This window comes from Ruminococcus sp. OA3 (assembly GCF_022440845.1).
In the GTDB taxonomy this organism is placed as follows: Bacteria; Bacillota; Clostridia; order Lachnospirales; family Lachnospiraceae; genus Ruminococcus_G.
On the sequence record NZ_JAKNTO010000001.1, the window covers coordinates 321,160 to 347,508 of the forward strand.

Below are 26,349 nucleotides of genomic sequence, written 5' to 3' on the forward strand. Positions count from 1 at the left end.
CTTTACTCCTCCCTCCTGCTGATTCTGATACTGTCTGCAGTGACTCCCTCCACCACGCCGTCCACTCCGGCATGGATATTTGCAGAAAGTCCTTCTGCGGCTTCCGCAATCAGATCGCCTTTCTTTACCCTGTCCCCCGCGGACACGACCGGCACAGCCGGTTTCCCGATATGCTGCGACAGCGGAACCATGACTTCCTCCGGGTCCAGCCGGACCAGATCCGGCAAACTGTGCGATACATACTGTGTAAGGCCCAATCTGGCGATCAGCCGCTCTGTCGGTATCCTGTGGTAATCAACCGCTCTTCTTGCCCCGGGATTAAGGCTCCGCACGGGATTGATCCCTCTCTCCCTCAGGAGTTCTTTCACATATTCATTCATCTTCCTCGGTGAAAGTCCCATCGGGCAGGCAAACATCTCACATACTCCACAGTTGCAGCAGTTGGCGGCGCTTCCAAAACACCGCTCGAATTCTTTTTCGTCCGTGACGTCCGGCTGTCTCCACAGGTTCCGCATGATCCGGTGCGGATACACCTCATGTCCGATCAGATACCTCGGACATAGATCCGTGCACATCCGGCACTGAATACAGGCTGCTGTTGCCCTGCGAATCATTTTCTCCCGGGGCATCAGAGTGCGCCTTACCAGATCGTGGTCTTTCGGCAGCACCAGAAGGTTGCCTGTGGTCTTAGTCACAACAGCCTGACCGATATCCCGCTCTTCGGTCAGCATCTTCCCCATCATGGGCCCGCCCAGTATTACCGCATACTGTCCGGGCAGACCTCCTGTTTTCTGCAGCACCTCCCTGACCGGAGTGCCGATTGGTACGCGGAACATGACCGGAGTCTTTACCGCTCCGGTGACAGAAAGAAATTTCTCTGTCACCGGCATTCCCTCCAGGGCGTCCGAGACAGCGAGCACCGTCCCGACGTTTTCCACCACACAGCCCACGTCCAGCGGAAGCCCCCGTTCGGGTACGCTCCTCTCTGTCACCTGGTGCACCAGCACCTGCTCATCACCCGCAGGATAAAAAGGACGCAGCCTGAAGATTTTAAGATCCGCCCGCTCTTCTGCAATTGCCTCCGAGAGAGCGCCGATCTCTCTGGAATATTTCTCCTTTAACGCGATCACCGCATGTTTTGCCTCCAGATGACCGGCTATCCTGACTGCGGTGCGTACGATCTGCCGCGCATACGTCCGGCATAAATATTTATCCGTCTCAATCAGCGGTTCACACTCCGCAGCATTTACCAGAAAATATTCCGCCTTTGTATTCAGTTTTACATGTGTGGGAAAACCGGCACCACCCGCTCCCACCACACCTGCATTTTTTACAGCCTCTGTCATCTGCATGTGATCACCGCCTTCTTTCGACCAGGTTTTCCTCGATTTCCTGCCCGTCCACAATCCCGACTACTGTGGCATCCACAGGAATATCCACGGCTCCTGCGGCGCCCCTGGCAGAGCTTCCTCCTACATAGATTACCTTTTCCCCAACGCCGGCTCCGATGATATCGGCGGCCACGATGGGATGTTCGATCGGGCTGTCATCCAGCAGGTCGATCGGCTGTATAACCAGCAGCTTCAGACCTGCCAGACGCTCTTCCTTTCTTGTCGCCCATATGTTTCCAATCACCTTTCCTGTCTTCATACGTCCTGCCTCCCCTTAGATGAACCAAGACAGCCTCTCTGGATTGTAATTTTCTGTTTGCCGGCATATTCCCTGGCAAGATCAGTCAGGATTGCCCTCTGATCCACCACGACACAGCAGACTTTCTGTTCTTTTGCTGCGATCAGGTCACGTTCTGTAATTACCCTCTTGGAAATCACGAACTCCCTGCCTTCCTGTCTGGGCCCCTGAGGCGAATATAACGGTTCCGAAGATGGAGTTTTTCCGTCCAGGATACATGCCTGCAGTTCACGGTTCGGAGCGATGATGACGCCGCTGTCCTGCAGCAGTCTTATATTGGCTTCCATTTTTGCATAGTAGGCTGCCGGCGCCGTTTCCCTGTAGCCAAACAGCTCGATTTCCTCCTCCGGGACAAAGATCTTTCTGCCCGCCAGCAATGCCTGTGAAAACAGCCTGGTATAATCACTGTCGATGATTCCGCATGCGATCTTTCCCAGATTTTCATTGGTCATCGTATATGCCAGGACCGCTTCATAATCTGTGATCTCACAGCGGCAGTCCATCAGCAGTGCACATTCCATCTGATAATATCTGCCAAGCACCGGGCATTCCAGCGCCTGATGGCAAATATCCCCGTGAGCGTCTGCCAGAATTAAAAACCTTGGTTTATCCTGATCACATCCGTTCGTCTCACAGGCACCGCTGCTTTCCTGAACGGAGATCCGCTCCTGCACTTTGTCATATATTGCATTAATTAAAGCATCGATATCCACGTACTCTCCTCCTTTCTCTGAAATTTAGATTTATGATACCCAAAATTGTTTTGCAGTCACACTTTACAGTTCATGGCGATCCCTGTCGGAGTCACCAGAAACGGATTTTCCGGTTTCATTGTCTTGATTCTGGTCTCTTTCTCAATAATATCTTCAATTCCTGTCAGGCAGCACGTACCGCCGCAGAGATAAATCGTATCAATCGTATCTGTATTTACATAACGTTTGATTATGGTCGCTATCTTTTCCACCACCGCTTTGAGGATGGGCAGAATTTCGCGATGTCTCCTGTAATCCTGCTTGATGGCCTCGGCTTCGGGGAACGGAATATGGTAATTTCCTGCAAGCACCAGCGTCAGATGAGTCCCTCCGGTAGGCTCGTCCTCGATCTGGACGACTTCCCCTCCCTGCAGTATGGCAAGTCCCGTGGTCCCACCGCCGATATCCACGATCACACCGTCTTCTATCTGATATACGGCATTTGCGGCGGACGGCTCATCCAGCACTGCAGTCACCTCAAAACCGGCGCCCTCAGCCACATACTGATGCGTCCTGATGCTGCTCTCAGTGCCAGCCGGCATCGCGATGGCACAGTTTTGCAGTTCTGTTCCCAGACGCTTCTCCAGCTTTTCCTTCAGCTGCTTCACCGTCTGCAGTGCACCCGCATAATCTATCACCACACCGTCCCGCAGGACATCTGCCGCCTGCTTTTCACAGGCGACGGGATTGTTCTCCTCGTCCAGCACTACGATAACAATGTAGGCTGTCCCCAGGTCCACTCCGACTTTCAGTTTTTTTCCCACCGGCTGGAATGTTTTCCGTTCGGATTCTTCCACCCGTTTCATCAGTTCCTCCACACGTTTTATGTCCATCTTCTCTGCTCCTTACCTGACTTTTTCACTGGGCAATATCTTCCCCAGCGTAAACCCGCTGATCGTAGCCGCATTTGCCTCATCAAAATCGATGTGCATCTTAAACCGGAACTGGCTGCTGACGCGGATGACCACATTGTCAAACGTGACCGGTCTCTGGCTCAGGATCCGGACACTGACCCGTCCCCTGTCCTGTAGCTTCAGCTTTCGCGCCACATCCTCCGGCACATGAATATGGTTATGGGCTACGATCACTGCATGTTCCGCATGCAGCACTCCTTTCGGTCCTTCGATGATGACCGGGGCGGCGCCGTCCAGATTCCCCGACTCTCTGACGGGAGCCTTGATTCCCAGCGCCACACAGTCACTCACCGACAATTCCACCTGGGTCTCTTTTCTCTCTGGTCCCAGCACGGCCACACGCTCTTTTCTTCCTCTGGGCCCTACAAGATTCACACGTTCCTCACACAGAAACTGTCCCTTCTGGGACAGCGGTCTCTTTTCATGGAGTACCGCTCCTTTTCCGAACAGGACTTCCATGTCCTGTTCCGTCAGGTGGACGTGCCGGGCCGAGACCTCAACCTCCACCAGTCCGGCTCTGATGATGGTATCCACAACTTTGTCAACAAGCTGTTCCATCCGTCGCCCCCCTATTCTCTGTTGTGTGCGGCGAGATATTTGCATATGATAATATGCACTGCACTGGACATACGGTTCAGTTCCTGGATAATGTCCCTGTGCTCATACGTCTTGCCGTTGTAAAACGCCGATACTGCGGCGACCTCCGTTTCTCTGACTGCCGTGCGGAGCTGATTCAGCAGTGCATACGTCTTCCCCAGTGTACAGCTGGGCAGTATCATCTGCCTGATACCATAAAATTTTGCAGGGTTATGCGAACGCTCCCTCAGCTCCTTATGGGTCAGACCGATGATGCTGTCCCTGGTAAACGGCTCATTCATCACATCACAGCGCATCATCTCCCGAAGCCCGTTCAGAATATCTTCCAGATCATCGATCACTTCCTGGTCCCCGCCTGCCTCCCTGATCAGTGTCTGATTCAGCACGAACACCGCCTCCAGGCTGTCCAGTTTTCCCCGGAATACAATCCGTTTGTCATCCTTAGGCACCAGCACATTTTTGTGCAGGTGCGTCATATGTTCCGGCTTCTCATAATAAAATGCCCCTGTGGCATCATCCACGTACTTCGGCTTTTCCTGTGACTGCACATTTATCTCAGGTATTGGCGGCACTTCTGTAGCCCTAATCTCCACCTTTTCTTTCTGCGTTTTTTTCCCGGTTTTGCTGTCAATCCTGATCCTGCACTGCTGCAGGTATTCCCTGGCCGCCGGTGAGAGGATCTTTCCTTCCGGAACCGTATAGATCTCCGGCCGTGATGCCCTCAGTTCGTCCCTCAGTATTGCTTCCGTTATGACTTTCATGTCTGCGAAGCCACCTCCTTATCATTCCACACCGCCTGCCACCGGTCTGTCCCTGTCCGGCGGTCAGCCCGCGGCTATCTGGACAGAGATGGCAGAATTGCTTCCACTTCATCATGCGGTCTCGGAATTACATGGATGGATATCAGTTCCCCCACACGCTCCGCTGCCGCCGCTCCTGCATCGGTAGCCGCCTTAACAGCTCCCACATCACCGCGCACCATGACTGTAACCAGACCGCCTCCCACGTGCTCTTTTCCGATCAGCGTCACGTTGGCCGCTTTTACCATCGCATCCGCTGCCTCAATGGATGCCACAAGACCCCTGGTCTCTATCATTCCTAATGCCTGCATAACTGCCATATCGCTTACCTCCTTTTCAAAGTCGTTATTCTAAATGCGGAAGGATGGACTCCACTTCATCATGCGGTCTTGGGATCACATGGACAGAAATCAGTTCGCCCACGCGCTCTGCCGCTGCCGCTCCCGCGTCAGTAGCCGCCTTTACCGCTCCCACATCACCGCGTACCATGACCGTAACCAAACCGCCTCCCACGTGCTCTTTTCCGATCAATGTCACGTTGGCCGCCTTTACCATCGCATCCGCCGCCTCGATGGACGCTACAAGTCCCTTAGTCTCTATCATTCCTAATGCCTGCATTGCTGCCATAATCAATTCCTCCTTCTGTTAAGCCAAGCGAAGCCGCTTGATAATCTCACCCACTACTGCATCAATATCAATATCTTCATAACTCTGTGTCCGGCAGACCCCTTCCGAGCAGTCAGGCAGGCTCGCCTGTACATCTTCAATCTCCTGAATCCCCTCCGCCACATAGCGCAGGTTCAGCAGATTTTCGGGACCTACATTTTCCGATGTGGCACTTCCGCCGACGGCTCCGCAGCCCAATGTCAGCGCCGGCATCAGACCTGTGGTACCGCCGATGCCTCCCAGCGCACTCGGTGTATTCACGACGATCCTGGACGCCGGAATTCTTCTGGCAAAATACTCGACCATGCTGTCATCCTTCGTGTGGATGGAGAAGGTATGCCCCGCCCCCTCGTAATGAAGGATTTCCTGACAAAGCTCACAGATCTCCACATAAGACGGCGCCGTGTAAAATGCCAGGATCGGTGCCAGTTTTTCATTAGAATAAGGGTGTCCTCTGCCGATGCCGTCTTCTCTTGCTACCAGAACCCTGGTCCCCCCGGGGATCTTGATATCTGCCATCTCTGCGATCACTGCCGCGCTTTTCCCCACGATCATCGGATTCATGGTCCCGTTAGCCCTGAGAATAAAGGTTCCCAGCTTCCTGATCTGTTCATCATCCAGAAAATACGCTCCCTGCCGTTCCATCTCGTTTCGGACGGCTTCCTCCATGCTCTCATCACAGACAACAGACTGCTCTGATGCGCAGATCGTGCCGTTGTCAAACGTCTTGGAGTCCATGATACGTTTGACTGCCAGCGGCAGGTCAGCCGTCTTCTCTATGTAGGCAGGCCCGTTACCGGGACCTACTCCGATCGCAGGCGTGCCCGATGAATATGCCGCGCGCACCATGGCCGATCCCCCTGTCGCCAGAATCATCGCAATGTCCGGGTGGCGCATCAGATTGTCGGTAGCCTGCACGGTAGGAATGGTAATGCAGGATACGAGGTCCTCATTGCCGCCCATCTCTGCAATCGCCTGACGGATCACCTTCACCGTCTCCAGGATACAGTTCCTGGCGTTTGGATGAGGGGAAAATACAATGGCATTTCCCGCCTTGATGGCAATCTCAGCCTTGTAAAGTGCCGTCGATGTCGGATTGGTCGACGGGATCAGTCCGGCGATCACACCGACCGGAACTGCAAGCGTACGTACCTTTCGTTCTTCATCCCTGCCGATTTCTCCTATGGTTTTCATGTCTTTGATATGTTCATATACGCCGTTGCTGGCGAACACATTTTTAATTATTTTATCAGCTTCCACGCCGAATCCCGTCTCTTCGTGGGCCATCCTGGCCAGGCGCTTTGCATTCCGCACGCCGGCATACGCGATTGATTTTACGATCGCGTCCACCTCTCTCTGATTCTTAGTACACAGTTCATTCTGGGCAGCCTTGGCTTTTTCCACAAGCTCGCGTACTTCCTGCACTGACAAAAGATCTTTATCGTATAACTGCATATTTTAATTCTCCTGTCCCACAAATTCCAATATCTTTTGAATCAGTTCCTGTTTCTTGGCAAAACGGATCTCCGGTGATGTCATATTGGTAACCTCCAGCTCTCTGGCCAGCCTGCGAAGAGCATCAACCGTCATCTTCTGCAGCTTCTCGAAGCTATAATCCTGTCCGTCATCTTCCACGCCGGCAGGCTGTTGCTCCTCCTGTGGCCCGGCTTCCGGTGTATTGACGGCTTTTGGCCCCCCGACAATTTCAGGCTCATGGATGACTTCTGCCTCCTCTGCAGGAACCTGTCCGGTCTCTGCCGAAACTTCACCTGAACTGTTCTTTTTTGAAATCATCCTGCCTACATCCGCTGCGGGGCGCGGAATTACGTGTACCGATACGACAGTCCCCACACGGCCTGCCGCAGCAGCCGATGCATCGACAGCCGCTTTCACTGCACCTACATCGCCCCCGACCATGACCGTCACCAGTCCGCCTCTCACCTTTACGACATCCGTAAGAGAAACGTTTGCCGCCTTTAACGCACTATCCAAAGCCTCCACTGCTGCAAGGTAGCCATATACTTCGATCATTCCCAATGCTTTCATATAGTACCTCCGCTGCTATCTCGATACCGCCTGCTCTACTCTTTTGGATTTTCCGCCACGAATTCCACTGCCTGGGCAAATGCATCACAGGCCGCTTTGCATGCAGACTGACTGCCCGTGAGCAGCGCGCCGCCGAAGTTTGTCTCTGACGGAGGTGCGTACAGTACGCACATTCTTACGTCAGCCGCTTTCAGAGCCGCATCCACCCCATACATGGCCTCAAGGGGAGGTGCGATCAGGTACGCCAGCGCTTCGCCTTCCGCAATTCCTGCTCCGTCAGACAGATAGGAACCGGTGCGGGAGATACAGTGTGCATAATAAACGATGGTGTCGTCTTCGTTAGCAGAGACAAAATGAGCCTCATTTTCAATCACATCCACACAGGCTTCCAGTCCGCTTCTCACTTCCGCGGGATTCGGTCCTGCCAGAATGCCGATGATCTCACCCGCCAGCCTGGTGTTGGCATTGTCGGCGCCTCCGTAAAAACTTTTTGCGTAGACAACTTTTACGTCCGCCTTCTTGGTTGCCTCATCAAGAGCCGTATACGTAACATCATCACAGTTCGAGGTGATCAGAGCCACGGATTTCTGGTCCGGCGCCAGATTCAGTTCTTTTGCCATATCCGGGCTGACATTCGATATGATTTTGGTTGCAAGTACATCCGCTTTGATTGGATCTCGTTTCATTTGATTCCCTCCTATCAGTACTTAGAGTTTTAGATCAGTTCCGCTGGCTTTCATCTCCAAAATCTTCTTAATGATATCAGCGATATGTGCCCCTGCCTCAGCCGGAATCGTACCATCCCTGTGAATATTGGAAACTACCGTCCTCCTGGCCTCCGGCATTCCGACCGTTGCCTTGTAAGCGATATATGCCGACATGGACTTCGCTGTGATCAGTCCGGGCCGTTCTCCGATCAGCACACAGGTCACTTCCGCACCTGTGATCTCCGATATCTGATCCATCGCTCCCACACGCCCATATTTTACAAAAAATGGCGTTCCGCACTCGATACCCGCACTTTTAAGCCCCTGCTGGATCGCCGGAAGTACATCCCCGACATTTGCCGCGACAGCCGCCGAACTCAGTCCGTCTGACACATAGATCTGGACCTTCGGGTTCTTTGTGCATTTTTCTTTGATGGTCTGCACCGCTTCGTCATCTAACCTTCTTCCGAGGTCGGGCCTCGTCAGATATGTATCTTTGTTGTCACAGCATGTCTGCACCGTGAACAGCCCCATATTGTCGATGAAATCCTGGTCAACATCTGAGAACACCGCATCCTGTGCCGCTGAATGGGCTGCCTTAAACTGAAGGACCGGATCTGTCTTATAGCGGGCGCCGGCTTTTCCGATTCCCAGACGGCAGGGAGCGTACTGTTTCAGGTCATAGTATGCTTCCCCATTTACCGGATGTTCAACGAGGTACTGTGTTTTGATATCTACTTCCGTCACGTCCGGAATACAGCCTTTTTCGATCACAGGCGTGCCGGCATCGGAAGACTTTGCGGCAGCTGCAGAGGGACCGTCCGTTTGATTCAGATTCATTTCCACCAAAACCTGTTCTATAATACTTCTCAAATCTTTTTCATTAACCAAACTTTCCACCTCCTATTTGCTCAAAAATACGGATGCATCGCCTGCAAGCGGCGTCAGTTTTCCATTTTCAGAGAATCCCATCTTTTCCAGCCACGCATCGAATTCTTTAATCGGGCGCAGTCCGAACACTTCCCGAAGTCCTGCCGCTTCATGATAGCCGGTACACTGGTACATCAGCATGCAGTCGTCGCCCTGCGGCACACCCATGACGTAGTTGCAGCCCGCTGCCACCAGCAGAGTCGCCAGATTCTCGATGTCGTTCTGGTCAGCCTTCATATGATTCGTGTAGCACGCGTCACAGCCCATCGGGATACCTGTCAGCTTACCCATGAAATGATCTTCCAGACCTGCACGGATCACCTGTTTGGAATCATACAGATACTCCGGTCCGATAAATCCCACGACGGTGTTTACCAGGAATGGCTGGTACCGTCTGGCGAATCCATAACACCTGGCTTCCATGGTCACCTGGTCCCAGCCGTTGTGTGCCTCCGATGACAGCTCGGATCCCTGCCCCGTCTCAAAGTACATCACATTCGGTCCTGTACTGGTACCTTTGTGAAGCATCATATCGCGGCCCTCATCCAGCATGGATGCAGTCAGTCCGAATGCCTCATTCCCCATCTGGGAACCTGCAATGGACTGGAACATCAGATCGATCGGGGCTCCCAGCGTGTCGGCGGCCTCCATCTGTGTGGTGACATGTGCAAGCACACAGATCTGCGTCGGCACGTTCCACTCGTTCTTAAACTCGTCAAAACTCCTCAGAATTCTTGCAACGCTCTCCACCGAATCATCCACCGGATTCAGTCCGATCACCGCGTCCCCACAACCAAGACTTAGGCCTTCCATCACCGAAGCCATGATGCCTTTCGGATCATCTGTCGTATGGTTGGGCTGCAGACGTGAGGAAAACGTCCCCGGCAGGCCGATTGTCGTATTGCAGTGCGCCGATACCCTGATCTTTTTCGCTGCATAGATCAGATCCAGATTGCTCATCAATTTGCAGACAGCCGCCACCATCTCACTGGTAATACCCCTGGACGCCCTGCGGACCATATCGCCTGTAGTCTCTGTATCCAGGATCCATTCACGGAACTCGGCTACCGTCTTGTTCTTGATCTCCCCGTAAATGGTTTCGTTGACGGAATCCTGGATGATCCTGGTCACTTCATCCTCTTCATAGGGAACTGCCGGATTGTTGCGGAGGTCTTCCAATGTGATATGTGAAAGCACAACTTTTGCAGCTACTCTTTCTTCCGCAGATTCTGCGGCAATTCCTGCCAGCTTATCGCCGGACTTTTCTTCATTGGCTTTTGCCATGACTTCGCGAAGAGATTTAAATTCATATACCCTGCCAAATAATTTTGTCTTTAATATCAATCCTTTCACCCTCCTTTTTCATGAGTTAAATATTAAGGTTTTGGTCACGACCGGAACCACGCGCCCCATGGCTACAGGTTCCCCGATGTCAATGTAGTCGCCGTCATTCGCGTATATCCCGTCAATGCAGATGAGATCCTTCCTGTTTTCAAGAAGTACGTTCAGCGCATTTCCGAGTACCTTGGCGATATCATTCTCTATTACCAGAATCAGCGGATGGGGACCTTCGATGATCTCCTCTGCCCCCTGCACTATGCAGCGGGCGAGTTCCTGAATCTGTGCAAAACTGGTATGATAATCGCCGGAAAATACGATGGCAACCTGTCCCAGCACACCATCCGTCCCATAAAGAGGCAGTTTTTTTCGAATGGTATCCTGAAACCCTGCCGGCTCCTGTTCCTCCTCCGCCGGAACCTTCAGAACCGGAATGTTTTTCATCGGCAGCTTTCCCCTTGTATAGCTGATGGTGCTGCCGCTAACATTTGTTGTGTGTGTGCCTGCGCCGACCACTGTCGCCCGGATCGTCTCGGCAGCCGGATACCGCCTGACTGTCTGCAGTGCCCGGTTTTGTTTTACCGCCCTTGCCAGCAGTACGCCGATATCTCCGTACTGGAATACATCCTTCGGTTCATCCTCATAAATGCAGCTGGCGACTCCGCCGGAATATGTAAGCGCCATGATTCCCGGTGTATCCGGCAGCATGCTTCCCTTGTTGGTATACAGTCCCCGGTGTACGCGGTCAGACGGACTTAAGTGCAGCGCCATGGCGAGCTGTTCCGCCATGCGCTCACAGATGCGGTACAGAACCCGCTCATCCGCCGTATCCCCTTCCCGGAGAGGAATCTTATATTCCTCAGCCAGCCTGGATATCCCCGGATAAATATAACGGATCTTTCCATTTTCAATCTTGATCAGCCGTCCCCCGATATCCAGACAGCAGGTGCCTTTTAACTTTCCCTTCTGGAACAGCGCTATGTTGCTGGTCCCTCCTCCAATATCCACATTGGCTATCACCTCCCGATGTTCCTCTGACAACTTATCTGTACCGGCGCCCCTGGCAGAAAGTACAGCCTCCAGGTCCGGCCCCGCGGTGGCAACCACAAAGTCCCCCGCCATATCACTCAGAGAGTTTAAAACACTGTTGGCGTTCTGCTTCCTGGCAGTCTCACCGGTGATGATGACCGCCCCTGTCTGCAGATCCTCCGGCTTCATGCCGGCATTCTGGTATTCCATCTGAATGATCTCTTTTACTCTGGCGGCATCGATCTCCGTCTGGGACAAAAGCGGCGTAAAATATATCCGGCTGCGGTAAGTCACTTCCTTTTCCACAATGCTGATGCGGGGCACCATATAACTGCTCGCCCTGTTCTCGATGATCAGCCTGCTGAAGATCAGCTGCGTGGTCGAAGTTCCGATATCTATTCCAACACTTAAAATTGTCTCCCGCATGGGAATCGCCTCCCTTATGTATCCTCTACTCTTTTTCTTCCCCCTTAAAAAACTGTATCAGTTCCTCAAACCCCGTCCCGTCATAGCTGCTGGTCACAAAGATGTCCCTTGCTCCCGCCATCCGGAGATACTGTTTTGCAGCCTCCACCTGATCCGGAGTCGCCAGGTCATTCTTTGTGACAACGCCGATGCAGGGCTTGGCAAATGTGCTGGAATATCCCGGCGGAAACATTGTCCCCTCTTCATCTGCCTGCTGGACCAGGACAATAAGATCGGCATCGGCTGCTGTCACGATCAGCGCTCCCCTGAGGTGGGTTCTCTCAAGATACTCCCCCGGTGTGTCGATGATGTTGTCGTTGATAATCTCTATGGTCTGTGTTTTGTGATATTTCAAATCTTCCTGATTAATGTACTGACACAGTGTCGTCTTGCCGGCCATCGACCGTCCGATCAGGATAATCCTTTTTTTTGCCGTCATTTTCTTTTCCCCTATGAACGAGTCACAGGTGCCGGAGCAAAGCCCATCACATCGCAGAGCACTTTCATCACATCCTGAAGCGCCGCTTCTACCTCCGAAACCTCCCCCGTAATAATCAAAGAACCGTTAAACCTGTCCACAAATCCGATCTTTATTCCCGCCGCCTTGCTCGCCACGTCAGCGGCAATAATGGCTGCCTCGCTCGGTGTGATTGTAAAGATCCCGATGGCACCGCTGGCATCAATCAGTCCCATTTTCGCATACAGCTCTTTCACCGGATGCGGAATCACATGAGCCAGTGTGACCTGCTTGCCCGGTACAAATTCCTGTATGATACGTTCTTTCTTACCTTCAAACATAACTATCGCCTCTTTCTGTTATCTAAGTTCAGTTTTCCCGTATAGGCCCTCATGAACAGTTCCCGGATCTCTTCTACCTGGCATGCTCTTGGATTTGTCTTTGTGCAGGTGTCTTTATACGCCGCCTCTGCCATGTCGTCCAGCACCCGTTCAAAATCGTCTTTTTCAATTCCAGCAGCTTTGATGCTTTCCGGAATCCCCAGCTGACGAATCATCTGTTTTGTGGACCGCACTACGCTGAACGCGCTCTGCCTGATACTCGAACCGTCAATTTTCACTAGCCTGGCGATAATGGCATACCGTTTCGCGGTGTCTGTCAGCTTATCATGGCATCCTGCGTTAAATGACATCACATAGGGCAACAGTATACCGTTCGCCCGTCCATGCGGAATGTGAAAATGAGCTCCCAGTGTATGTGCCATGCTGTGGTTCAGGCCCAGCCCTGCGTTGCTGAAAGCCATACCCGCAAGGCACGATGCATGGTGCATCTTCTGCCGGGCCTCCAGGTTGTCCGGCTCATGGCAGACTCTGAGCAGATTGCTTCTGACCAGCTTGATCGCTTTCTCAGCCGCTGCGTCAGTAAAATCACTGGCCTCCGTTGACACAAACGCTTCAATCGCATGGGTCAGTACATCAATACCCGTATCCGCAGTCACAGCCGGGGGAACAGACTTTACAAGCTCCGCATCCAGTATGGCTGCATCCGGCAGCATTTCATCTTCCACCAGCGGATACTTCGCCGATTTTTCCGGATCGCTGATCACAGAAAATTTACTTACCTCAGAGCCCGTCCCGCTTGTCGTCGGTATCACCGCGAGCAGGCATTTTTCTGTGAGTCCCTGGCGGACCGACAGATAATTCATTGCCTTAGCCGTATCGATCGCCGATCCTCCGCCCAACGCAAGCAGTATCTGGGGATTAAAATCCAGCATGATCGATATCCCCTTTGTGACGGTCGCTATATCCGGATCCGGCTTCACCTCCTGGAAAATCTGATATGCTATCCCCATCGCCTCAAGCGGCTCTGTCAGATAACTGACCTTTCCGCTGTCATACAAAAAGCGGTCTGTGACGATAAAAGCCCGTTCTTTTCCTTTTAATACCTCTCTTAATCCCGACTTATCCGTGTAAATCCTTGGTTTTACATAAAAATTATTCACAGTACCCTCCTTTACACTTTTTTACAATTCATGAAAGATTGCGCGAAAGAGCAGTCTTTACCTGCGGCAGATCGCGCAGGCGGGCTCTTTTTCTCCACCACTGTATGATCCCGCTGAGCGCTTTTATATTCCAGAGGATTTCTCTGTAATTTCCAGTAAATTAAAAAAGTGCTTAGTTTTTCACATCAGCCAGAAAAACCAAGACACTTCATTTTTTTGCACGTAATTGGCGCTCAATATGGAGTTTTTATTTCTAATTTATCTAACAATACCATATTTTTCATATTTTGTCAACTTTGTCTATTTTTAATCCTTTATATTAAGATTTTTTATCTATTTTTATTGTTTTATAAACTTCTTTCGCTATTAATCCTTTATTTCAAGAAATTTCACCCCGCATCGATCTGTGTCCGTAAGAAAAATTGTGTCAAAGTGTAATCCTGGGGCGTGTTTTTATTGTGCAGGGGGCAAGTTTTCTGATACAATAAGAAAGGCGCCCTAAATGGGCGCCTGAGTCTTGTGGAGATACTTTTCCTTCGTGGCAAGTCCGCCGCGGATATGTCTCTCCTGTTTATTGATATCCAACACTTTTCTTGCTTCCTGCGCAAGTCCCGGGTTAATCTGCAGCAGCCGATCCGTAACATCTTTATGTACCGTACTCTTGCTGATTCCAAATTTCTTTGCTGTCTGCCTCACAGTTGCTTTTGTTTCAATAATATAATTGGCAATTTCCACTGCCCGTTCTTCTATATAATCTTTCAAGGATAAGCCCCCGAAGACGCTGTTTTTACAGTGTATGCGGGGGCTCAGACGGTTATGTCGGTTTACTTCAACAATCTTTCATTGTTGATGGCCCACATCAAATCATTTCCCGGTTACAGATTCCCCGATCAGCGATTATAAAATGCCTCCAGTGCACGACCGATATACTCCGTGGTCCCTGCCCCGTATATCTTATCCATTCTTATCTGAAACTCCCTGTCTCCTTGATACTGCCGAGCCATATCCAGCATAAATGCCGAAACATCCTTCATCTGGTACAGCTGTCTGGAAACAAAATCCATCTCTCCAACAATCTCCCTGACTTCAAAAGAATTTACATCGGTTCCTGATTTTGCTGCCAGTTTTCTTGTAATATTTTCCAGTCTCTGGCCATACGCCTCTATAATTTTAGAATTTCCGGAATTTTCTGCAGCTTCCAGCGCACTTTTCTTATCACCGTACCACTCAACGACCTTTGCAAAATTTCTCTGCGCCTGCTCATCCGATGCATGTTCTACAAAATGTTTTTCAAATCCTTCCATGCTGCCATATTGTCTGATAAAGATATCTTTTTGTTCTTCTGACATATTCTTAACCATTGTATCATACATTTCTTCTATATCTGTTTTACTGAAAACCTCAAAATCCATCTTGTTATCTCCTCTCAAAATCCTGTCTATGCTGGCAATGATTCGCTCCAGTCTTTCCTTTTTTAATACCAGCATTTTTTTCTGACTGTTTAATAACTGATCTTTATCAAGTTCAGGATCTTCTATCATGGATTTGATTTCCCGCAGCGGCATATCAAACTCCCTGAAAAACAGTATCTGCTGCAAAACTTCCAGCGCCTTATCGTCATAAAGCCGGTATCCCGCCTCACTCATTTCCGTCGGTTTCAATAAACCGATCTCATCATAATAGTGCAGCGTGCGCACGCTGATACCCGTCAGTTTTGATACTTCTTTTACTGTCTTCATCACTGATCCTCCTGTTCCTGATAAGTCCATCATAACCTATGACGCAACGTGAGGGTCAATAGGTTTTTCATCTTTTTCTTCCCGCCCTTTCTTTACAACATCACCCCTGACATTGTATACTTCTCTCAGACATCACCATATAATAACTATAACTTTTCAAAGGAGATTTCACATGAATTTTATATATCCTGCTGTTTTTCACAAGACAGAGACGGGGCGTTTTACAGCTGTTTTCCCTGATCTGGAGATGTGCTGCGCCGAAGGCGATACGCTGGAGGACTGTATTGAAAACGCAAACAGCGCCGCTCACGACTGGATCTATGTGGAGCTGTCTGAGTTTGAAGGACAGCTTCCGGCGGTCTCCGATATCACTGATCTGGAACTGAATGACGGCGATATCGTACGGAACATTTCCGTTCATGTAAGGCTCACAGACGGGTGGGACGAATAATTTAGCGGAGGTCCCTATGTTCAAAATCGGTGAATTTTCAAAACTGACACAGGTATCCGTAAGAATGCTGCGGTATTACGATGAAAATAATCTTTTAAAGCCTGCACAGGTTGATCCGTTTACAGGATACCGGCTGTATTCCGTTGATCAGATGCCCCTGCTCAATCGCATAATTTTCCTCAGAGACAGTGGTTTTAACGTCGCTGAAATCACAGAGGCCCTGAACAACTGGGATGATGACACGGTCATACAGCTGCTCGAAAACAAACGCATCGAGCTCGAGAAAAACATTCAGGACCAGAAGCAGAAAATTTCCAGAATCGAACTTGCCAAGGCAGATCTCAAACACGAAAAAAGCGATATGCCCTGTAACATCTCGATTAAATCCATTCCAAGCTATCAAGTACTTTCCCTCCGAAAGATGATCCCGGATTATTATGCGGAGGGCCAGCTCTGGAAAGAAATGGCGGGTTTTGCCGGCAGCCGGCATATTCAGGTGACCGGGAATACATTTTCCATCTATCACGACGCAGAGTATAAGGAAACGAATGTGGATGTTGAGTTGTGTGCCCCCGTATCCCGCATGGAAGACTCCAGAGACGGATTTATCTTTCGGAATACCGAAGCTTTCCCATGCATGGCGAGTACCATGGTATATGGGCCATTCGAGAATATCTCTGGTGCATATCTGGCATTTGCCCGGTGGCTTCAGGAAAACAGTCAGTTTCAGATGCTTGACACGAGCAGGCAGATTGTCCACCGCGGTCCGTGGAACGAGGAAAACCCGGAGCATTATCTGGTCGAATTACAGATTCCGCTGAAAAATAACTAAAACCATATGAAGGTTATTGACTCTCACATTGTGTCAGGGTATACACTGAATACACAAATAACACATGGGAGGAAAAAACACATGGTAGAATATAAGGTATACCCAATCGGAGAGGTCCACATTGATGAGGATGAATTCTTTATTGATCTTGATCCCGCTTACGTCCCTGCTCTACAGGCTCTTAATGGCTTCAGCCACATCAATGTGCTCTGGTGGTTCAGTCATTGTGATATGGAGGAACTGCGCTGTACACTGGAAGCACCAAAGCCATACAGGCAGTCGCCTGATGTGATGGGTGTCTTTGCCACAAGGTCACCCGTACGCCCGAATCCCATTGCATTGACTGCTGTGGAAGTCATTCATATTGATGCACATCGGGGACGTATTCAGATTGCTTACATCGATGCGGAAGACGGCAGTCCGGTGCTCGATATCAAGCCGTATACCCCGAGTCTTGACCGAATAGATAATCCGGGACTCCCCGACTGGTGCAGCCACTGGCCCCACTGTGTCGAGGACTCCGCAGATTTTAACTGGGAGGACGAATTTAACTTCTAAAGCAAATAAAATGGACAGGTGTTCTTCTGTTGAGAACCCCTGTCCGTTTTATTTAATCAGTAAATTCTGTATCTACAGCGTTCTCCTGTACCACAGCTGTGCCCTCCGCTGCCATACTTCCCCCTCTGTAATAGCTTGCCTCCTCACGTTCTTTCGTACGCCGGTCAAATTCGCTGTCTCCCCTGTGAAGAACTGTGACCGAGGTAATCTGACCCATACGGTCCCGTATCACATCAATATCCACAGTTCCCTCATCCCTGCTCTGTACAGACCCAAGCATCTCATCGGTATAGACCCTCACAGTTTCCCCATTGTAGAGATACATCCCGGAATCATCTTCCGTAATCCCGTGGTCTTTATATTCTTTCGCAAGCTCTTTGTCATCCAGAAACAGGTTAATGCTAAGCCTGAACGCACCTTTTTCCACGCCAAACTCTTTGGACAGTCCCTCCTTGACCTGGCCTTCGATGATATCCGGGTCGTTCGAACCGTCCGCCTTTAAAACATCTAAAATCACGCGGTCTGCACGTGTCCGGGCATTTTCTCCCAGCACAATATCCCTTGAAATATCTGCCTTCACCCCCCACCGGCAGTCGGAACCCGCACAGTAACTGCTCAGATCTGAGGAAAATGGCGCCTGTCCTCCGGTCGCAAAGACTGCGGTGGTGCAAAACAGCAGGCAGACAGCAGCTGCAAGCGTAAAAACCGTGGTCTTTTTATAACGCAGAATACTTTTAATCCGCCGTTCTACCTCTGTTTTGGAAAACGCACTGTAGAGAAGTGTTGTGCGATTCCCTGTTATTGCCATGGCAAGCAGACTGTATGCATACCCCTGCCGTTCTTCGGTGTCCATTTGCCCAAGCACTGCCGCATCACAGGCAGCTTCCAGATCAGATGAAAGGTATCTCGCCATGAGCCACACCAGCGGATTATACCAGTTCAGGCAGACAGCTGCCAGCATAGTGGTCTTTATCCAATTGTCTCTCCGCCTGATGTGCATAGTCTCATGTGCAAGAATATGCCGCAGCAGAACAGTATTGCCAAAGTCCATCCCTGTGGGCAGATAGATGCGCCTGTTTAAAATACCGCATACCAGCGGAGATGCTATCTCATCATTGGTAAACACAAGCACATCACCCATCTCCATCTCGCGGAGTATTGCATTGATTGTCTCATTGTTTTCCACCAACAGGCTGTTCTTCAACTTTTTGGAATAACTTCTCTTCTGATAAATCAGAGCTCCCGCTGCTGCCGCTGCCCCCGTCCAAAAAAGAATCGTCAGAATCCCGGAAAAACTAAAAGAGCCGGATCCAGTTCCTTCAGCCACACTGTATTCTGTTGCATCTGCAGTATCCGCTGAGGTCCCCACGTTATCTTCTACTGTAATCGCTTTACTTTCCGTGTTTGGCATCTGCAGCTCTGGAACAGGCGCACTGATCGGACTGGACAGGGAAAACGGGATCAAAAGCCGAACCAGCACGAGTCCCCAGAGAACAGGAAACACAAACTGAGGCAGCCGCTTTTTTAGCAGAGCCCGAATAAGAAAAACCGCCAGGATCATGATACTTCCATAAAATGCCATCAAATACAGAGGCATATCCATTCTAAAATGCAGCATTCTATTTCGCCTCCTTTATCATACGGGCCAGCCTCGCAGCTTCATCTTCCGAGAGCCCCTGGTTTTTTAAAAATGCAGAGAAAAACAGTTCACTGGAACCACCGAACATCTTATCGATCAGCTGCTCCGTCTCGCTTTGCTGAACCTCATCCCTCGTGACCAGCGGACTGCAAATAAACCCAGGTTCCTCCCGCAGAACCGCACCTTTTTCAATGCATTTTTTGATGACGGTATACGTTGTGTTTTTGTTCCACCCTATGCGCTCTGACAATACGGAAACAACATCCCGGGCAGGTATTCTCCCCCGCTCCCACAGGACCTCCATGACCTTCAATTCGGAGTCAAAAAGCTTTATATCCATAAAAGTCTCCCTTCCAGACTATCGTAATAGTCTTATCTTTATTTCAGACTATCACAATAGTCTTCTTTTGTCAACAGAAGACTTTGACATAATAAACTTCCTCATCAGACCATCCGTACGATCTCCTCATACAACCCCGCCGACCGCTCGTCAGCGATCCAGTTTCTGTGATAATGCCCAAATACCCAGCGTTTAAAATCACATTTACTCCTGATTTGTTCTAAATACCACGTTAACGGGTCCGACTCATACCACCCGCCGTCAATCTCCCGGTGCAGGCTGTCCGGACAGCAGTGCGTGAGGATCACATCCACCTGCCATCCGCACTGCTTCAGATTCTTCAGTCCCTCTTCCATCTCCTCCTCCGTAGGTATTTCCTCTTTCCACCATGTGAGATGATTAACCCGGTAGAGTTTGTTCTCCTTCTCCAGCTGATGTTTCTTTTCCTCAAGCTGTGGATCATCCCTTTCCAGTATTCCCCCTGAGATATCGTGGCTCCGGGCACCTCCGAACGTAAAGACCCTTTTTCCCTGCAGTTCATACACCTGCCCCCGCATCAGATGGATGAGTGACGGATTGATAAACTGGACCATTCCTCCGTTCCACTGACATGTCTCATACGTTTTCAGCAGATCAAAGTTTTCATGATTTCCATCCAGCCAAAGCGTGGTAAACGGCCTTGCCTCCAGCCACTTCAAAAACCAGTACTGTCCCTCCTCCGATGTATCCCAGAAGCCGAAATCTCCGCAGACGATCACATAGTCGTCTTTTGTCATCCCGCTCTGCTGCGGAAACAGCGCTTCCCGAAAGCGGCGGTAATCTCCGTGACAGTCTCCTGTTACAAATATCATATCTGTCTCCCCTCCAGATAACGGTTTCTGAGCAGCTGCAGTTCTTGCGGCCCCAGTGCAAATGCCTCCAGCAGATACTGTTCCATCGAACCATACCGTTCCAGAACTGCATCCAGCATACGCTCCATATATTCAGGATTCACTCCCGCCAGGGAACGAACCATACCGAGTACCTCCAGATCATCTGTATGTTTTCGTGCCTCCTTCATAATGTCCGCAATTCTGCCGCTTTCCACAATATTTGTCAGCGCAAAATCCCTGAGTATCACTTCGCGGTCCGCCCCCAATGCTGACAGCAGCAGCACTGCCGCAGTTCCAGCGCGGTCTTTCCCTCCGGTACAGTGAAACAGAACTGCACCGTCCTCATAATCCAGAAGTATCTGAAAAAACTTTTTAAATCCCGCCTGTGAGTACGTGTCAAAGGCAAGTCCCAGATACATATTTCCATTCATCAGCCCGGAAAGCGCCATCTGCAGCACTGCTCTGGCAGGGTCTTTTGTATACATGCCGGTCATTTCATGCACCTCATGATCATTTCTGTTTTCCTGCATAAGGCCAATGGGGAAATACTTTACGCCCGGGATATCAGGGTCCGGCGCCTCCCTGCATTCGTCCGACATTCGCAGGTCGATTACCTTTTTCAGATGATATCTCCCGGTGAGCAGCTGAATATCTTCCTCCGTCGCTCCTGAAAGTTTCCCGCTTCTCAACAGCACGCCGTCTTTGATGCGTCTTCCGTCAGCACACCGATAGCCTCCCAGCTGCCTGGCATTTTCCACCCCCGATAAACCAATCTCTTTCTCCCACTCACTTAATGCGGCATCATACCACTGTTTTGTCCCCTCATCAAAGCAGACCATCGTCACCTGCTCCGGCCTGGGATGTACCGCACAATATTCCAGAATCACACGTACAGCGATTTTGGCGGCTTCCTTCAGTGGGAACCCGTAAATCCCTGTACTGATCGATGGGAATGCAATGCTTCTGCATCCGTACTCTGACGCCAGTGAGAGACAGCTCTTATAGCAGCTCTCCAAAAGCTCCCTCTCCCGGTGATTCCCGCCTCTCCATACCGGTCCCGGCGTATGTATGATATACTTTGCCGGGAGGCGATAACCCCCGGTAAGTTTTGCCCTTCCCGTCTCACACCCGTTCTGCGCCCTGCATTCTTTTAAAAGCTCAGGACCTGCCGCACGGTGGATGGCTCCATCCACACCGCCCCCTCCAAGAAGCGATGTATTTGCGGCATTTACAATTGCATCACTCTCTGTCTTTGTTATATCCCCCAGAATGATCTTCAGTTTCATAACTCCGGCACTTCCTTTCCGTCTCCTGTTCTGACTGTTATCGACTATCTATATTCTATCATCCTCCGGTTTTTTTCTCCACCCGATTCTAAGCTGATAAAAAACAAAAGGACCGCTGCGGTCCTTACAAACCGCAGCAGCCCTGTTCATTCAGCTCTTCTTCCTTTTAAATACACCCGCAATTCTGGCGATTGCCTTTTGCGGAATTTCAAATACAAAGATAATGCCAAGAACGATCGCTGCCGCCAGGCATAACGTCTGACGTCCGTACCGGGAGCACTCCTGCATATCGCCCATTATCATCGAATAGACGGTCCAGTAAATCCCCACGCCCGGTACCAGAGGAAAAATCCCCGACAGCATAAACAGTGTCGCCGGGCATTTCAGTGCGGTTCCGCAGACTCTCGACAAAAACACTACACACGCAGTCGCTATAAAGGTTCCGGTAATATTCGAAAAATTCAGATAATGTACGATACACCAGCAGATGACCCAGCCGCCCCCGCCAATCAGCCCGCAGTACAGATAATACTCTCTCGGCACATAAAACATGATAGAGAAAGCGACCGTCCCAAAACAGGCGGCAATAAACTGGAACAACACAGTCATGATCATAACATGATCCCTCCTGTCAGCCTGTGATACAGAATGTAAACGAGTCCCACCCCTATTGCAATACCACATGTCACGATCAGAGTATCCAGCATCCTGACAGCCCCGGCGATATAATTGGAGTCTGCCAGCTCTCTGATAGACGTGACAAAAGATACCCCAGGAAGCAGCGGCATAATAGCTCCTATTACAATTGAACTAAGATTGCTGCCCAGTCCCACCCTGTACAAAACTACCGAAAAAAATGTTGCCAGAAAGCCTCCTGCAATGTTCAGTACGATCTTCGACATGGGGCGCTCCCGCTTTTCTGCCCAGAGAATAAAGACATACAGCAGAAGTCCTGCCGTAAATGCCGCCAGACTGTCCCAGATATTCCCGCCGGCTACATAACAGAAACAGGCGGCTCCCAGACCGGAGGCCGCCACCCTGGTATGCGCACGCTTCCCTGCCATATGCTCAATCTCTTCCAGGTGCACCCAGGCTTCCTCCACCGTCCATCGCCCCTCCTCAATCTCTCTGGACAATTTGTTAACTTCTGCGACCTTGCACAGCTGCACACTGGCCAGTGGAATATGTTTCACCTGGGCATAAATTTCATTCTGTTGATTTTCAGCAGTAAGAAAAATCCCGCTGCTGAGTACAAAGGAGCTGCTGGCATCCATTCCATAGTACCGGGAGATTCTTTTTATGGTTTCCTCCACACGATAGATCTCCGCGCCGCATGCCAGCAGGATCCTCCCCGCTTTTACCGCAGTATCCAATACAAATTTATCATACTGATCCATAATTCATTAAGCTTTTCTGCCTTTTTTCTCCGCCTGAATCTTCATTCTCTTTTCTTTCGTAAGTCCCATCCATGCGATACTTGCAATCAGACCTATAACAGCAAGCCCTGCCAGAATTCCAAAGAATACTTTGTAACCCATCGCTCCTGCCCAGCGGTCCAGGCACATGCCGCCGATAACCGGCATGAAGAACTCCGCGCTGTAACCGATCGGTGTGATAATAGCTGTTGCGGTGCCGGTGATCTCCAGCGGGTAATTTCCCTCTTCCATGATCGCAAAATGCATGGACTGGATCGCATACATCGATGCATAAATCGCCGCGATAAATACCAGCAGCATCCAGATCATGGACGGCTGCCCCGGTGTAAAGATAATTCCAAAAATGCCGATGATCATAATCACATAAGAAATTGACAGGATTTTGGAAGAACCAAATTTATCCGCAAAAATTCCTGATGCAAAACACCCTACCGGACGGCAATACTGTGAAAAATATCCAAGCGCAGCAGCAATGACTGCCGATGTTCCAAATACGGAAGTCGCATACGGTGTGATATAAAAATAACTGATGATCATGGCATAAGAACAGAAGATAATTAATATCTGCAGCCATGTCGTCGGCATTTTTGCCACACGTTTCAGGATTTTCATATCAAAAAGTTTCTTTGGTCCTTCTTCACCCTCCGATCGCGCCGGCTCTTTATACATAAAGAAGACCAGAATACCAAGGAGAACACAGATTACCGAATAGATAATGATGACTGCTGAAAGAGCCGTCTTATCCGTACTTATTTTCGCCAGGTATCCAAAAAGTGCCAGTACAATGGCAGACTGTACCATGTTAACAATTCCACGTCCGCCTTCAAAAAATCCGAATGCCTTTCCCTGCTCATCTGAATTTGCCAGAGAACGGATTGCCTTTACAAGCGCACTCCAGAATGTCAAAATAGATGTAATTCCCCAGATACAGTGAATTGCAAACACTACCGGATACGGTGGAAATAGTAGCAGCACGAACCCACAGATACCCGTCGTCACCAGTGAGATCGTCATCAGATGTCTTGCCGGCCAGCGGTCTGCACAGAACCCGCCGAGAAAATATGCAAACACACTGAACCCGCCGAATGCACTTCCCAGCGCACCCATCTGTGTATTTGTAATGCCAAAGCATTCCACAAACGCATCATAATAATAACTTCTGAAATAAGGCAGTGCATAAATCAGTGCCCCCGATATGATAAGAATTATCAGTGTCGGCATATTCTTTTTCAGTTTACTTCCCGTAGTTACTTCTCCCATAGCTTCCTCCCAGTCACATTTGCTTTTTCCCTTTGTTCCCTCCAAGTCATGTGTCAGTACCGCACAATCTGGTCTTCCAGCTTCTTCGTTCTTGAAGTCAGCGTCCGGCAGCCATCCTTCGTCACCAGAATGTCATCCTCGATCCTCACACCGCCTACGCCTTCAATGTAGATACCCGGTTCGATCGTAAACGTCATTCCTTCCTCCAGCACCAGATCACTGACAGATGTAATGTACGGTTCTTCATGGACGTCAAGTCCCAGTCCATGTCCCGTCCTGTGCAGGAACAGTTCACCGTATCCGGCCTTCGTGATCACATCTCTTGCCGCCCTGTCAACGTCTGATGCCTTTACACCCGGCCTCACTGCCGCGATAGCGGTCAGATTCGCCCGGAGTACAATGTCATAGATTTCCGCGAGCTTCGGGTTTCCAACCTTCCCGACAAAGAGACAGCGTGTAATATCTGACCAGTAATAATTGTAATATGCACAGAAGTCCATCAATACAATGTCACCCTCCTGAAATGCATAATCACCGCTGACACCGTGTGGATTTGCCGAGTTTGCCGCAGCCAGTACCAGGATGATGAACTCATCTGTAATAAACCCGGGATAAGAAGCCATATATGCATACAGCATCATATTCAGTTCTTTCTCTGTCATCCCCGGCCTGATCTTATCAGATACATAACCGACAGCTTCATCGACGATCTTCGCTGCAAACTGCATCGTTTCTATTTCTGTTTCGTCTTTATACATCCGGAGCTGTGCGATGCATTCTCCCAGATCTTCAATCTGACAATCCAGTGAATGAAAGATTTCCCCGATCTGCATGGAAAAATACTTTTTATCCACCGCAAGTTTCGTGCAGTCTCCCACAGCCTCACGTATCATATCCGCAGGACCGTCTTCATCCAGATAAGTTTTTTCCGGAACGACGCCTTTCATACATCCTGTATCCACAGTCGGATTAACCATGGTAAGCTTCTGCGTCCTGGCATCCAGCACCAGACCATAATATCTCTCGTAAGGAATGATATGTATCCCCGTCAGATAGTTGATCGACATGGGGTCTCCGATAATAGCTTTATCGTATCCGGACTTTTTCAGAATTTCACAGGCTTTCAACTGTCTTACTCTTAATACATCCATATTTTTCTCCTTGTTAAATTCTATTAATTTTTTTCACGCACATGATTCTTATAATTACTTTATCATGTTTTTTAGTTTTCAGCAACCATTTTTATATCAATTTTATGATTTTTCAAAAAATCATCATACATAATATGAAAAGTCAATTTGTTTTAAAAGAAACTGTATTCTTATAAAAACTGCACAAAAAAAGCTGTGAGATTTCTCTCACAGCCACGAAGCATTTCATTCTGAATCTTCTTCCTTAACATCCCATATCCTGGACCAATAGGACACACTTGCGTTTGTTTCACTTTTATTGTAGTAACAATGCCTTGTATGCGCTTTCACGTATACGCTGTCGCCGGTTTTCAGCTCAAACACTTCTCCGTCAATATCCATCGTAAGTTCCCCGTCTATCACAGTCCCGACCTCGCCGAACTCATGGGTCCACCACTCTTTGCTGGTCTCTGACATTGGCGGCAGTTCTGACACCAGAAAACTCGCATTCTCAATGCCGAAATCAATCGTCTCGATGCGCATGCTGTGCTCTTCATCGATCGTTATATCACGGTCTTCCCTGCGGATTATGATTTTCTCTTCGGCGTTGCGTTCCAGCAGATCTCCCAGTGAACTGTTAAATACCTCGCATATTTTCTGTATATTCATCAGTGTCGGGCTGGTTATATTTCTTTCAATATTGCTCAGATAACCGGTAGACAATCCGGTCTCTTTCGCCAGCTTCTGCAGGGTCATTTTCCTGGACTTGCGCAGGCTACGGATACTGCTTCCAATCCTGTCAAGATTGCCCACTGTTTCCCCCCCTTTCTGTATTTGTGATCATGTTACCTTTTTGTCTATTATACACCATAACCGTATAAAAATAAATGCATTCTCAATAAATTATTTACTTTT

Annotated in this window: 30 protein-coding genes and 2 pseudogenes; 3 read left to right on the forward strand and 29 right to left on the reverse strand. The window is 49.7% G+C overall.

Annotation, left to right across the window (positions count from 1 at the left end; all coding sequences use genetic code 11):
• Positions 1–2: 2 nt before the first annotated feature.
• The 19 genes and pseudogenes from MCG98_RS01595 to MCG98_RS01685 all read right to left on the reverse strand — a co-directional run bounded on the left by MCG98_RS01595 (position 3) and on the right by MCG98_RS01685 (position 15,630).
• The gene (locus MCG98_RS01595) at positions 3–1,352 is read right to left on the reverse strand and encodes a 4Fe-4S dicluster domain-containing protein (RefSeq protein ID WP_240300124.1); all 1,350 of its coding nucleotides are present in this window, start codon (positions 1,350–1,352) and stop codon (positions 3–5) included.
• Positions 1,353–1,356: 4 nt separating this feature from the next.
• Complete coding sequence (locus tag MCG98_RS01600) at positions 1,357–1,650, reverse strand: EutN/CcmL family microcompartment protein (RefSeq protein WP_240300125.1); 294 nt, start codon at positions 1,648–1,650, stop codon at positions 1,357–1,359.
• Positions 1,647–2,402, reverse strand: a complete 756-nt coding sequence (locus MCG98_RS01605; protein ID WP_240300126.1) for a hypothetical protein — start codon at positions 2,400–2,402, stop codon at positions 1,647–1,649. The genes MCG98_RS01600 and MCG98_RS01605 overlap by 4 nt, the downstream gene beginning before the upstream one ends.
• 56 nt (positions 2,403–2,458) lie before the next feature.
• Positions 2,459–3,274, reverse strand: a complete 816-nt coding sequence (gene eutJ, locus MCG98_RS01610) for an ethanolamine utilization protein EutJ (protein ID WP_240300127.1) — start codon at positions 3,272–3,274, stop codon at positions 2,459–2,461.
• Between the two features lie 12 nt (positions 3,275–3,286).
• Positions 3,287–3,913 carry a phosphate propanoyltransferase gene (gene pduL, locus MCG98_RS01615; protein ID WP_240300128.1) on the reverse strand — a complete coding sequence of 209 codons (627 nt, stop codon included), beginning with the start codon at positions 3,911–3,913 and terminating at the stop codon, positions 3,287–3,289.
• A gap of 11 nt (positions 3,914–3,924) precedes the next feature.
• Complete coding sequence (locus MCG98_RS01620) at positions 3,925–4,713, reverse strand: ATP-binding protein (RefSeq protein WP_240300129.1); 789 nt, start codon at positions 4,711–4,713, stop codon at positions 3,925–3,927.
• Between the two features lie 74 nt (positions 4,714–4,787).
• A complete protein-coding gene (gene eutM, locus MCG98_RS01625) occupies positions 4,788–5,072 on the reverse strand; it encodes an ethanolamine utilization microcompartment protein EutM (RefSeq protein ID WP_028527579.1) in 285 nt (94 codons plus the stop codon).
• 25 nt (positions 5,073–5,097) lie between these two features.
• Complete coding sequence (gene eutM, locus MCG98_RS01630; protein WP_028527580.1) at positions 5,098–5,379, reverse strand: ethanolamine utilization microcompartment protein EutM; 282 nt, start codon at positions 5,377–5,379, stop codon at positions 5,098–5,100.
• 18 nt (positions 5,380–5,397) lie between these two features.
• Positions 5,398–6,873 (reverse strand): acetaldehyde dehydrogenase (acetylating), encoded by a 1,476-nt coding sequence (locus MCG98_RS01635; RefSeq protein ID WP_240300130.1) that lies wholly within the window; start codon positions 6,871–6,873, stop codon positions 5,398–5,400.
• Between the two features lie 327 nt (positions 6,874–7,200).
• A pseudogene (locus MCG98_RS18905) lies at positions 7,201–7,464 on the reverse strand (BMC domain-containing protein); the annotation flags it as partial.
• 35 nt (positions 7,465–7,499) lie between these two features.
• A complete protein-coding gene (gene eutL, locus MCG98_RS01645) occupies positions 7,500–8,150 on the reverse strand; it encodes an ethanolamine utilization microcompartment protein EutL (protein WP_240300131.1) in 651 nt (216 codons plus the stop codon).
• A gap of 21 nt (positions 8,151–8,171) precedes the next feature.
• Complete coding sequence (eutC, locus tag MCG98_RS01650; RefSeq protein ID WP_240303362.1) at positions 8,172–9,011, reverse strand: ethanolamine ammonia-lyase subunit EutC; 840 nt, start codon at positions 9,009–9,011, stop codon at positions 8,172–8,174.
• A gap of 63 nt (positions 9,012–9,074) precedes the next feature.
• Complete coding sequence (locus MCG98_RS01655) at positions 9,075–10,445, reverse strand: ethanolamine ammonia-lyase subunit EutB (protein WP_240300132.1); 1,371 nt, start codon at positions 10,443–10,445, stop codon at positions 9,075–9,077.
• 18 nt (positions 10,446–10,463) lie between these two features.
• Positions 10,464–11,894, reverse strand: a complete 1,431-nt coding sequence (eutA, locus tag MCG98_RS01660) for an ethanolamine ammonia-lyase reactivating factor EutA (RefSeq protein WP_240300133.1) — start codon at positions 11,892–11,894, stop codon at positions 10,464–10,466.
• A gap of 25 nt (positions 11,895–11,919) precedes the next feature.
• Positions 11,920–12,372 (reverse strand): EutP/PduV family microcompartment system protein, encoded by a 453-nt coding sequence (eutP, locus tag MCG98_RS01665; RefSeq protein WP_240300134.1) that lies wholly within the window; start codon positions 12,370–12,372, stop codon positions 11,920–11,922.
• An 11-nt stretch (positions 12,373–12,383) separates the two neighbouring features.
• The gene (locus MCG98_RS01670) at positions 12,384–12,731 is read right to left on the reverse strand and encodes a BMC domain-containing protein (RefSeq protein ID WP_240300135.1); all 348 of its coding nucleotides are present in this window, start codon (positions 12,729–12,731) and stop codon (positions 12,384–12,386) included.
• Between the two features lie 2 nt (positions 12,732–12,733).
• On the reverse strand, positions 12,734–13,891 hold the full coding sequence (locus tag MCG98_RS01675; protein WP_240300136.1) for a 1-propanol dehydrogenase PduQ: 1,158 nt from the start codon (positions 13,889–13,891) through the stop codon (positions 12,734–12,736).
• Between the two features lie 498 nt (positions 13,892–14,389).
• Positions 14,390–14,653, reverse strand: a complete 264-nt coding sequence (spoIIID, locus tag MCG98_RS01680) for a sporulation transcriptional regulator SpoIIID (RefSeq protein ID WP_240300137.1) — start codon at positions 14,651–14,653, stop codon at positions 14,390–14,392.
• Between the two features lie 128 nt (positions 14,654–14,781).
• The gene (locus MCG98_RS01685; RefSeq protein ID WP_240300138.1) at positions 14,782–15,630 is read right to left on the reverse strand and encodes a MerR family transcriptional regulator; all 849 of its coding nucleotides are present in this window, start codon (positions 15,628–15,630) and stop codon (positions 14,782–14,784) included.
• A 172-nt stretch (positions 15,631–15,802) separates the two neighbouring features.
• Here MCG98_RS01685 and MCG98_RS01690 point away from each other — a divergent pair, with 172 nt between their 5' ends.
• From MCG98_RS01690 to MCG98_RS01700, 3 genes are all read left to right on the forward strand, one after another.
• Complete coding sequence (locus MCG98_RS01690; RefSeq protein ID WP_240300139.1) at positions 15,803–16,081, forward strand: type II toxin-antitoxin system HicB family antitoxin; 279 nt, start codon at positions 15,803–15,805, stop codon at positions 16,079–16,081.
• A gap of 16 nt (positions 16,082–16,097) precedes the next feature.
• Positions 16,098–16,913, forward strand: a complete 816-nt coding sequence (locus MCG98_RS01695) for an effector binding domain-containing protein (RefSeq protein WP_240300140.1) — start codon at positions 16,098–16,100, stop codon at positions 16,911–16,913.
• An 81-nt stretch (positions 16,914–16,994) separates the two neighbouring features.
• Entirely contained in the window at positions 16,995–17,471 is a 477-nt protein-coding gene (locus tag MCG98_RS01700; protein WP_240300141.1) for an SAM-dependent methyltransferase, read from the forward strand.
• A gap of 52 nt (positions 17,472–17,523) precedes the next feature.
• On the opposite strand, the gene MCG98_RS01705 is transcribed toward MCG98_RS01700, so the two are convergent.
• The 10 genes and pseudogenes from MCG98_RS01705 to MCG98_RS18910 all read right to left on the reverse strand — a co-directional run bounded on the left by MCG98_RS01705 (position 17,524) and on the right by MCG98_RS18910 (position 26,247).
• Positions 17,524–19,089, reverse strand: a complete 1,566-nt coding sequence (locus tag MCG98_RS01705; RefSeq protein ID WP_240300142.1) for a M56 family metallopeptidase — start codon at positions 19,087–19,089, stop codon at positions 17,524–17,526.
• 1 nt (position 19,090) lies between these two features.
• On the reverse strand, positions 19,091–19,450 hold the full coding sequence (locus tag MCG98_RS01710) for a BlaI/MecI/CopY family transcriptional regulator (protein ID WP_240300143.1): 360 nt from the start codon (positions 19,448–19,450) through the stop codon (positions 19,091–19,093).
• Positions 19,451–19,554: 104 nt separating this feature from the next.
• A complete protein-coding gene (locus MCG98_RS01715) occupies positions 19,555–20,301 on the reverse strand; it encodes a metallophosphoesterase family protein (RefSeq protein WP_240300144.1) in 747 nt (248 codons plus the stop codon).
• Positions 20,298–21,080, reverse strand: a complete 783-nt coding sequence (locus MCG98_RS01720; protein WP_240303363.1) for a tyrosine-protein phosphatase — start codon at positions 21,078–21,080, stop codon at positions 20,298–20,300. Before MCG98_RS01720 ends, MCG98_RS01715 begins: the two co-directional genes overlap by 4 nt.
• Positions 21,081–21,113: 33 nt before the next feature.
• Positions 21,114–21,608 (reverse strand): annotated as a pseudogene (locus MCG98_RS01725) (O-acetyl-ADP-ribose deacetylase); the annotation flags it as partial.
• A gap of 150 nt (positions 21,609–21,758) precedes the next feature.
• A complete protein-coding gene (locus MCG98_RS01730) occupies positions 21,759–22,223 on the reverse strand; it encodes a threonine/serine exporter family protein (protein ID WP_240300145.1) in 465 nt (154 codons plus the stop codon).
• Positions 22,220–23,005: a threonine/serine exporter family protein gene (locus tag MCG98_RS01735; RefSeq protein ID WP_240300146.1), complete on the reverse strand. Its 786-nt coding sequence runs from the start codon at positions 23,003–23,005 to the stop codon at positions 22,220–22,222. Before MCG98_RS01735 ends, MCG98_RS01730 begins: the two co-directional genes overlap by 4 nt.
• Before the next feature lie 6 nt (positions 23,006–23,011).
• Entirely contained in the window at positions 23,012–24,304 is a 1,293-nt protein-coding gene (locus MCG98_RS01740) for an MFS transporter (RefSeq protein WP_240300147.1), read from the reverse strand.
• Positions 24,305–24,357: 53 nt separating this feature from the next.
• Complete coding sequence (locus MCG98_RS01745; RefSeq protein ID WP_240300148.1) at positions 24,358–25,455, reverse strand: aminopeptidase P family protein; 1,098 nt, start codon at positions 25,453–25,455, stop codon at positions 24,358–24,360.
• Between the two features lie 225 nt (positions 25,456–25,680).
• Positions 25,681–26,247 carry a helix-turn-helix domain-containing protein gene (locus tag MCG98_RS18910; protein WP_240300149.1) on the reverse strand — a complete coding sequence of 189 codons (567 nt, stop codon included), beginning with the start codon at positions 26,245–26,247 and terminating at the stop codon, positions 25,681–25,683.
• Positions 26,248–26,349: the final 102 nt, after the last annotated feature.